Below are 8422 nucleotides of genomic sequence, written 5' to 3'. Positions count from 1 at the left end.
AATGACAGAAAAGCCTCACAGGAAATTAAGTCTCTGGCAGAAATCAGACTTGCTTAACAACCGAAGAATAGATAAGACTCCAAACTTGATTTTTAATCCTTCTCTTTTATAATGGCTAATGTTTAAGTATCTCTGGTTAACGCTACTATTCTCTCTTTTCCTTTTTGGTTGTTGTGGTTATTCTACGCGGCTCTCTTTAATCCGTTCGGATATTAAAAAGGTTGCTATCCCTTTGGCGGAGAATAAGACCTTAAAAATTGGCTTAGAAGATTTATTGACCAATACCCTTATTGAGACCTACCGAAAGGATAAGCGGTTAGATGTGAGTAGTCTGGAAGAGGCGGATATTATTATCTATTGCCAGATCACTAATTTTAATAAGACCCCTTTCTCTTATGATGCCAACCAGAATATCACAACCTGGAAGATAACTCTTGACTGTTCTGCCCGCTGCGAAGAAAGGGTAAAGGGAACTGACCTCTGGGAAGGAAATTTCTCTGTCTTCGGCACTTATGACCAAAATTTAGAGACCGAAGAGATAGGAATCAATCGGGCGATTGAGAAGTTATGCCAAGATATTTTAAGAAAGACTTTTAGCCAATGGTGATTGATTTGGAGGTTAAAAAGATTGTTTTTGGTGGCTACGGCTTGGGAGATTATAATGGGATAAAGGTATTTGTCCCTTATACCTGCCCCGAAGAGTTAATTAAGACCGAGATAGTTGAGAAGAAGAAGGGATACTGGTTCGGGAAATTAAAAGAAGTTATTAAACCATCTCCCATCCGGGTTAAGCCAATCTGCCCCCAGTTTACTATCTGTGGCGGTTGCGATTTCCAGCATCTCCAGTATCCCGGACAATTGGTAATAAAGAAGTTATTGCTCGGAGAATGCCTCCAAAGATTAGGGAAGATTTTTATGCCGGTGAAAAATCCTTATCCGGCAAAGGAGTGGGGTTATCGGAGTAAGGTCCAAATGATGTTGGGCAATGGGAAGAAATTGAAGATTGGCTATTACGAGAAGAAGAGCCATCGGGTTATTGATGTCCAAAGATGCCCCCTGCAACCTGAGGTTTTTGATTTGATTAAATCGGTCTTTCAACAAAATGTTTTATCTTCTCAGGAGAAGATTTACTCGGAGATAAAGAAAGAAGGGAATCTTCGCTACCTCGTCTTAAAAAGGGGGGAAAGGACTAATGAGATTCTTTTGACCGTTGTCAGCCGGGAGCCAATTTTAGACAAGAAGATTTTTTCTGGTTTCGGAGAGGAGATGGGTATTGTCGGCATCTTAAATAATATCAACCCCTTACCAAGGAATAGAATCCTTACCGATGACTTTCGGTTAATTGCCGGTCGGGATTATTATTATGAGAAAATTTTGGATAAGAGATTCCAAATCTCAGCCGGCTCTTTCTTTCAGGTTAATACCCAAGAGACCGAAAGGTTGATTAAGAAGGTCTTGAAGTTTTTGGAGCCAAAGGAGGATGATATTGTCCTTGACCTCTTTTCCGGTGTCGGGACATTCTCTATTGTGATTGCCGGTTTTGTGGGAAAAGCGATTGGGGTGGAGATTTCGTCTTCGGCGGTTAAGGATGCCCAGAAAAATAAAGAGATAAATGGGATAGAAAATGTTGATTTCATCTTAGGTGATTGCCAATTGGTTATTGATTCCTTAAAGAGGTTTGATAAGGTTATCTTAGACCCACCGCGCAAAGGGGTTTCTCTCCCTTTAATTGAAAAGATAACTTCTCTCCGACCCAAGATAATTGTCTATGTCTCCTGCAATCCGGCAACCTTAGCGAGAGACTTAAAATTTTTCTCCGAGTTCAATTACGAGGTAGCAGAAGTTGAGATGGTTGATATGTTTCCCCAGACTTATCATATTGAGAGCGTCGCCAAACTTGTGCCAAAATAATGGAGTTAATCCGTAAGGATTTTATATGGATTTTATAAAAGGCTTACGCCTTAACTCTAGAAGAGAGTTATGGAGTTAATCCGTAAGGATTTTATGGAGTTTATCCGTGAGGATTTTATAAAAGAGAGTATAAAAGTCTCACGACTTATAAAAGGCTTACGCCTTAACTCTAGAAGAGAGTTATGGAGTTAATCCGTAAGGATTTTATGAAGTTCATCCGTGAGGATTTTATAAAAGTTTCATCTGTTAATTCAATAAAAGTCTTACGACTTAACTCCAGAAAAGTCTCACGACTGAATTCCAAAAGGCATCAGCCCATTCATTTTTATTTAGACAATACCTTTTACTTCCTCACTGCTCATACTTATCAGGACCAACCAATTCTCTCTTCAGATTCATACAAGATAATGCTTCTAAAGAAGATTAGAAAATGGTTAAAAGAATACCATTATAATCTATTCGCTTGGGTAATTTTAGATAATCACTACCATCTCCTTTTCCAGACCCAAAAGGGCGCTGATTTACCGAAGATTACCGCCAAAATTCATACTGGCTTTTCTTATGAAGTTAATAAAAGAGAAAATAAACAAGGAAGAAAGATATGGCAAAATTATTGGGATAAGTGTCTCCGCTCAGAAAAGGATTTCTGGCGACATTTCAATTATGTTCATCACAATCCCATAAAGCATAATTATGTGAAACAGATGGAAGATTACAAATTTTCTAGTTTCAATTATTGGCTAAAAGTAAACGGCATAAATTGGTTGATGTCTGTGTTTGAGAGATATCCGATAATAGATTTTACAATTGAAGGGGATTAATGGACTTTATAAAAGTCTCACGACTTATAAAAGGCTTACGCCTTAACTCCAGAAGAAAGTTATGGAGTTAATCCGTAAGGATTTTATGAAGGTCTTATCCGCCGTTAAGAAGCGAGACTTCGCTCAAGGCGAGGGACTTAGTTCAATAAAAGTCTTACGCCTTAATTCCAGGATATGAATAAGTCTTTTATTATTAAGGGGAATATCCATACTTTATCTGATGATGATGTATATTTTTATCTTGTGATAAAGGATGGGAAAATAGCAGGGGTTGAGAAAAATAATTTCCCCTCTCCCCTACCTTTAATTGATTATCAAGAATATCATATCTTTCCCGGGTTCATTGATAATCATTGCCACCTCTTAGAGACCGGTTTGAATTTAATCTTTCCCGATTTAACTGGGATTGAAAAACTTTCTGACCTGTTTGAGATGCTTTCCGTAGAGAAGAAAAGTCTTGCACCCTTCGGTGTGATTTTTGCCTTTAATTTTGAGCCGGATAAAATAAAGGAGAAGCGCTTCCCCCACCGGAGGGAGTTGGATAGGGTAATTGATAAAATCCCGGTAATAATCTTCCGCCAGGATGGGCACAGTTGCGTCTTAAATACGAAAGGTTTGTCTTTGGTATTTCCGAATGAGATACCAGAAGGGATGGAATTGGATAGATATAAAGAGCCAACCGGTCTTTTAAGAGGAAAGGCAAACGAGATTGCCAGTTCCTATTTTAAGAGTCGCCTTGACGAAGAAGGGAAAAAATTGGCTTTCCGAGAAGGGGTCTCTCGGGCAATAAAGAAAGGAGTAACAACCCTGGTGGCGATGGTTCGAGAGGAAGATATTAAAACTCTCTTAGATTTAATCCCCTCCCTACCAATTTCTGTTATCATCTTTCCCCAGACCTTAAATATCAAGATGGTTAAAGAACTGGGCTTAAACCGCATTGGTGGCTGTATTTTAATTGACGGTTCCTTCGGCTCCCACACCGCGGCATTAAGGGAAGATTATAGCGATAAAAAAGGAGAGAACGGGATTTTATATTTCTCGGATGAAGATTTATTCCGTTTTCAGGAAGAAGCGGATAAAGAAGGTTTACAGATGGCATTCCATTGTATCGGTGACCGGGCGATTGACCAAGTTTTAAGGGGTTTTGAAAGAATTCTCCAAGATAATCCACTCCGCCACCGGATTGAGCATTGCGAATTGGTGCCACCGGATCTATTAAGAAGATTGGCAAAGTTAAAAATTTTACCTTCGGTCCAACCAGCATTTGAATATTTCTGGGGCGGAGAAGGAAAGATGTACCATTCCCGTCTGGGCGAGAGAATAAAATTTACTAACCCTTATAGGAGTTTTCTTGAACAGGGCTTAATTGTACTCGGTGGTTCTGATTCTCCCATCACCCCCCTTGACCCAATTTTGGGGATAAAATCAGCGGTTTTCCATCCCAACGAAAAAGAGAGATTGGATAGAAAGTCTGCCATTTATCTCTTTACGAAATTTGGTGCCTATGGTATTTGCCAAGAAGATGAGATTGGGATGCTAAAAGAGAGTTATTGGGCGGACTTTATCGTCTTAAAAGAAAACTTATTGGTAAAAGAAAGTGAAATAGTAGCGGTTTATAAAAGAGGGAAAAAAATTTTATAATTTATAAAAGGCTTTGAGAAAAAAGGGATTGCTTCGCCATGACGAAGGAAGAAATAAAAGTCTTACGAGTTAAATCCGAGAATAATGGATATTGTCATTGCGAGTCCGCCTGGGGCGGACGAAGCAATCTCAAGGGAGTTAATCCGTAAGGATTTTATAAAAGGCTTACGCCTTAACTCCAAGGTTATAAGACGATTATCTTTCCGGGATTTTCGGAAACTACTTCCCCAATGATTTTATAAAACACCCCTTTTTTCTTTAACCTCTCCCCCATCTTCTCCGCTTTCTTCTTCGGACAGGAGATTAAAAGGCCACCGGATGACTCGGACCCAAAGAGAATCGTCTGATAGAAAGAAGGTAAGTTTTCACTAAAAGAGATATTGGCACCAAAGGAATATTTATTCATCATCACCCCGGAATCAATTATCCCCTTTTCCACCAATTCAATTACCCCTTCAATTATCGGCACCTCTCGGGCAAAGACCTTTATCCCAACCTTACTGGCAGTCGCCATTTCCGAAAGGTGTCCCAAAAGACCGAAACCAGTGACATCGGTTGCCGCATTCACCCCTACTTTCTTCATAACCTCTGAGGCATCCCGATTTAATCTGGTCATTGAGGCGATGGCTATTTTTTTTGTCTCTTCCCTCACTTCGGTTTTTAAGATTAAAGCCTGGGCAATAGTTCCGGTGCCTAAGGGTTTGGTCAAAAATATTACATCACCGGGTTTGGCTTGGGCATTAGTAATTATTCTCTTTGGGTTAATGAGACCGGTTACGGAAAGACCGTAAAAGATTTGTTCATTGCGAAAGGTGTGCCCACCGATGATTGGACAATTGGCTTCTCTTGCCTTCTTTTGCCCTCCTTTTAATAAGAGAGCCAAATCTTCAATTGGGAGATTGGCATTAAAACCTGTGATATTCATTGCTACCAATGGCTTACCACCCATCGCATAAATATCACTCAAAGAGTTAGCCGCAGCAATCTGCCCGAAGAGATAAGGGTCATCAACGACCGGGGTGAAGAGGTCAACGGTTTGGACCAATGCCCGGTTTTTATCCAATTGATAAACACCGGCATCGTCCGCGGTATTGAAACCGACTAAGACCCTCTTATCTCTAATCCGGGGTAAAAGTTTTAATGCCTGCGCCAACTGCGCCTGGGACAATTTAGATGCTCAACCCGGACAGAGAATCGTATCTAAGATGGTCTTTATCTCTTTTTTCATATTTTATTCTATCAGAGGATATTTCAAAGTCAAGATAAGAAAAATTATCTCCGCGAGATAGGATAGATAAGAGAAATGGAACCACAAGATTTCGCGGTTATCTTCAATAGCGAGTTGAGTGTTTGACAAAATAAGTTTTTGTGTTATTATTAAAGTTTATGGAAGGATTTATGAAACTTTATAAAATATCTTTATTTTTAACTATCTTCGTTTTCCTTTTTGCCGGAGAGACTTCCCTTACTCCTTCTGAACAACCCGCAGAGAATTTTGACTTCACTAATGAGGTTTTAGTTCCAAAACTTTCTCCAGTTCCTCCGTCACCAGTAGAAAAGGCGATTCCGTATACGATTGAATGGCGGATCGCCTTACCCGATACTTACCATGTTGGCTTAACCCCGGTTAACGATACCATCCTCTGGGTCTCCGAAGGTGCTTCCTCTACCACCTCCCCTGACTATATGGAAGTTTATGTCTATAATTTAAGGACGCGCACCTTGATTGATTCCTTTAACCAACCCGCGGGAATCACTGACCGGTGGGGCTGGCGGGATATGACCTGCCGGGGCGATACGGTTTTTGCCTCCTGGAGAACAGCAGTTAATGTCATCCATGTCCCGACCCGAACCGTAGTCCGCTCTTTTACTCCGGGAACCGGTCTTTCTTGTCATCGTGCCTTAGGTAGTGATCCCTTAGATTCCCTCATCTCTCTTAATTTCAGTACTCCTTTCTGGAAATTCTATAAAGATACACCATACAATCCCCATTCTTATTCTAATATTGATACCTCTTATGGTGTTGGTTATGATAATCACGGTTTCCTTTGGATGTCGGTCCAGACCGGAGCCTCTCAGGGAAAGATTGCCAAGTTCAGTTATCCGGTTCTTACCAAACTTGACCAGCAGGTGATACCGGAGATTACGGGAATTGCGGGTGGTTGTGAGATGTGGCGCGATACTTTTCTCTTATATCTCAATCAAGGCACACCGGATGAGGTTGTCTGCTTGCGGCTTTATTTCCCTCCACCAACCGGATTGGATGTTGGGGTTGATGCAATAAGAAGACCGACCCAATTGGTTGACCCGAATAGTGTAATTGCCCCCCTTGCCCGAATTAAAAACTTCGGCACGAATAGTGTCTCCAATATTCCGGTCTATTGTTGGATTGATTCTGCGGGCACAAGGATTTATAATCAGAATTTAACTTATACCGGAACCCTCGCTCCGAATGAGACCGCTTTGGTCTCTTTTCCAAACTGGTTAGTTGGTCCGGCCGGTGCTTCTTATCAAGTAAAGATGTTTACCGACTTGCCGAACGATTCCAACCGAGCAAATGATACTTTAAGGCAGACTACTTTTTCTTTCTTAGTTCGGGATACTTTAATTGCCCCCTGGTATCAAGTAATCCCAACGGTTGATGGTGAGATCCAACCAACGGAATGGGCGGATGCCTTAAAATGGGATATCTCCGATGTCTTAAATATGCAAGGGAGTGGGGCAAGACCACCAGGCAGTGTCTTCCTGTATGTGAAACACGATTCCAATAATGTCTATTGGGCACTTGACTTTGTCGCCAAGGCAACCCGGGAAGACTACGACCAGTTTGGTTGTTACTTGGATGAGAATTATAACCGAGTCTGGACCACTGACTCTTCGGAAGGGAACCACTGGTTCGTCTGGCTGACCCGGGATACAGTCGTTTATCGGGCTTTAATCGGCACGGGGAATATCCCAAGCGCTTATTGGACTCGTTGGTTAACCGGTAATGGTATCTCTCGGGCAAGTACTGCCTCTGGTCATTTGCAGTTTGAGGCGGTAGTAGCAAAGGGAACTCAGAAATGGAACTATACGATCAATCCGGAAGAGGATACGGTTGGTTTCTATGTCTACGTCTCAGCAGCCCCTGGGAGTGTTTATTGGGGAACTTGGCCCACAACGATGCCGGGAGCAAACTGGAATAATGCGGCAACCTATGGTACTTTAATTTTCAGCCGGCAGCAAGTGGAGATAAAAGAAGGAAAGGGAATTACTAAAACCGAGATAAAGATCAATAATCCATTGAGGATGCCTCTTATTCTCAAAGGTGTGAAAGGGCTATCAATCTATGATGCGACCGGTAAAGTAGTAAAGGAGATAAACGAAGCGAAAGATGGCAACTTGGTTTGGGACGGTAAAGATAGAAATGGCAATTCAATTTCCAATGGCATTTACTTCTTAAAGATGAAACTGGATAATGGCTCGCAAACGACCAAGGCGATAATCTTGCACTAAAACCACAAAAAGAGAAAGGCGGAGAGTCAACCCTCTCCGCCTTTTTTATTTTCTTGTACTATTCAGAGAGATCGCGACCACCCAAAAGTCGGAAAGTGCTATCTTATCTAACCTCCCGATGACTCCTCTCCCCCTACCCATTCTCTTCTTTCTTTTTTGCTAATTCTCAAAAGATAAGTCTTACTCCATAATTGTTTAAGTCTCTTTTTGACCGTATTACAAAAGATACCACTCTTGGGAAGCCTCTCCCAATTATATCCCCCATTACCCCCTCCCTTACCTTCCCGATACGGCTCGGGATTACACCCCCTATTAGACTCTCGGTTAGACCCCCGATTACACCCTGTATTATATCCTCCATTAAACCCTCTATTAAATCCGGAATTACACCTTCTCTTAGACCTGCCCTTACGCCCCCTATTAAATCCCCTATACCGCCCCCTATATCGCCCCCCACTTCTTATAAAGATAAAACCCTCCTTTTTTACCTCTCACCCTCTTCTTTTTCGGTTTTCCCCTTGGGGATCAGTTATTTTGGAGTGCCTCAGTGATTG

At 41.5% G+C, this 8422-nt stretch carries 7 protein-coding genes; 5 read left to right on the top strand and 2 right to left on the bottom strand.

Annotated elements, in window-relative coordinates; genetic code table 11:
- Positions 1-118: 118 nt before the first annotated feature.
- The 4 genes from lptE (at position 119) to ABIL00_05875 (ending at position 4373) form a co-directional block, all read left to right on the top strand.
- A complete protein-coding gene (gene lptE, locus ABIL00_05890; protein ID MEO0110285.1) occupies positions 119-607 on the top strand; it encodes an LPS assembly lipoprotein LptE in 489 nt (162 codons plus the stop codon).
- Positions 601-1911, top strand: coding sequence for a 23S rRNA (uracil(1939)-C(5))-methyltransferase RlmD (rlmD, locus tag ABIL00_05885; GenBank protein ID MEO0110284.1), 1311 nt, complete (start codon positions 601-603; stop codon positions 1909-1911). Before lptE ends, rlmD begins: the two co-directional genes overlap by 7 nt.
- Positions 1912-2093: 182 nt before the next feature.
- A complete protein-coding gene (locus ABIL00_05880; protein MEO0110283.1) occupies positions 2094-2732 on the top strand; it encodes a transposase in 639 nt (212 codons plus the stop codon).
- A 174-nt stretch (positions 2733-2906) separates the two neighbouring features.
- Positions 2907-4373 (top strand): amidohydrolase, encoded by a 1467-nt coding sequence (locus ABIL00_05875; protein MEO0110282.1) that lies wholly within the window; start codon positions 2907-2909, stop codon positions 4371-4373.
- A gap of 184 nt (positions 4374-4557) precedes the next feature.
- Here ABIL00_05875 and selD read toward each other — a convergent pair whose 3' ends face one another.
- Entirely contained in the window at positions 4558-5541 is a 984-nt protein-coding gene (gene selD, locus ABIL00_05870; protein ID MEO0110281.1) for a selenide, water dikinase SelD, read from the bottom strand.
- A 230-nt stretch (positions 5542-5771) separates the two neighbouring features.
- Here selD and ABIL00_05865 point away from each other — a divergent pair, with 230 nt between their 5' ends.
- The gene (locus ABIL00_05865; protein MEO0110280.1) at positions 5772-7868 is read left to right on the top strand and encodes a FlgD immunoglobulin-like domain containing protein; all 2097 of its coding nucleotides are present in this window, start codon (positions 5772-5774) and stop codon (positions 7866-7868) included.
- A gap of 166 nt (positions 7869-8034) precedes the next feature.
- On the opposite strand, the gene ABIL00_05860 is transcribed toward ABIL00_05865, so the two are convergent.
- Entirely contained in the window at positions 8035-8325 is a 291-nt protein-coding gene (locus ABIL00_05860; protein ID MEO0110279.1) for a hypothetical protein, read from the bottom strand.
- Between the last annotated feature and the right edge of the window lie 97 nt (positions 8326-8422).

The sequence above is a fragment of the candidate division WOR-3 bacterium genome (assembly GCA_039801905.1).
Classification (GTDB): Bacteria; Hydrothermota; Tepidihabitantia; order Tepidihabitantales; family JBDRVQ01; genus JBDRVQ01.
The sequence above is the reverse complement of the archived record's forward strand: the minus strand, read 5'-3'. Positions and strand labels throughout refer to the sequence as shown.

Bases quoted from the DNA above. Each gene is read 5' to 3' on its own strand.
- ABIL00_05880 (MEO0110283.1), top strand. From the start codon at position 2,094: ATGGAGTTAATCCGTAAGGATTTTATGAAGTTCATCCGTGAGGATTTT.
- rlmD (MEO0110284.1), top strand. From the start codon at position 601: ATGGTGATTGATTTGGAGGTTAAAAAGATTGTTTTTGGTGGCTACGGC.
- ABIL00_05865 (MEO0110280.1), top strand. From the start codon at position 5,772: ATGAAACTTTATAAAATATCTTTATTTTTAACTATCTTCGTTTTCCTT.
- lptE (MEO0110285.1), top strand. From the start codon at position 119: ATGTTTAAGTATCTCTGGTTAACGCTACTATTCTCTCTTTTCCTTTTT.
- ABIL00_05875 (MEO0110282.1), top strand. From the start codon at position 2,907: ATGAATAAGTCTTTTATTATTAAGGGGAATATCCATACTTTATCTGAT.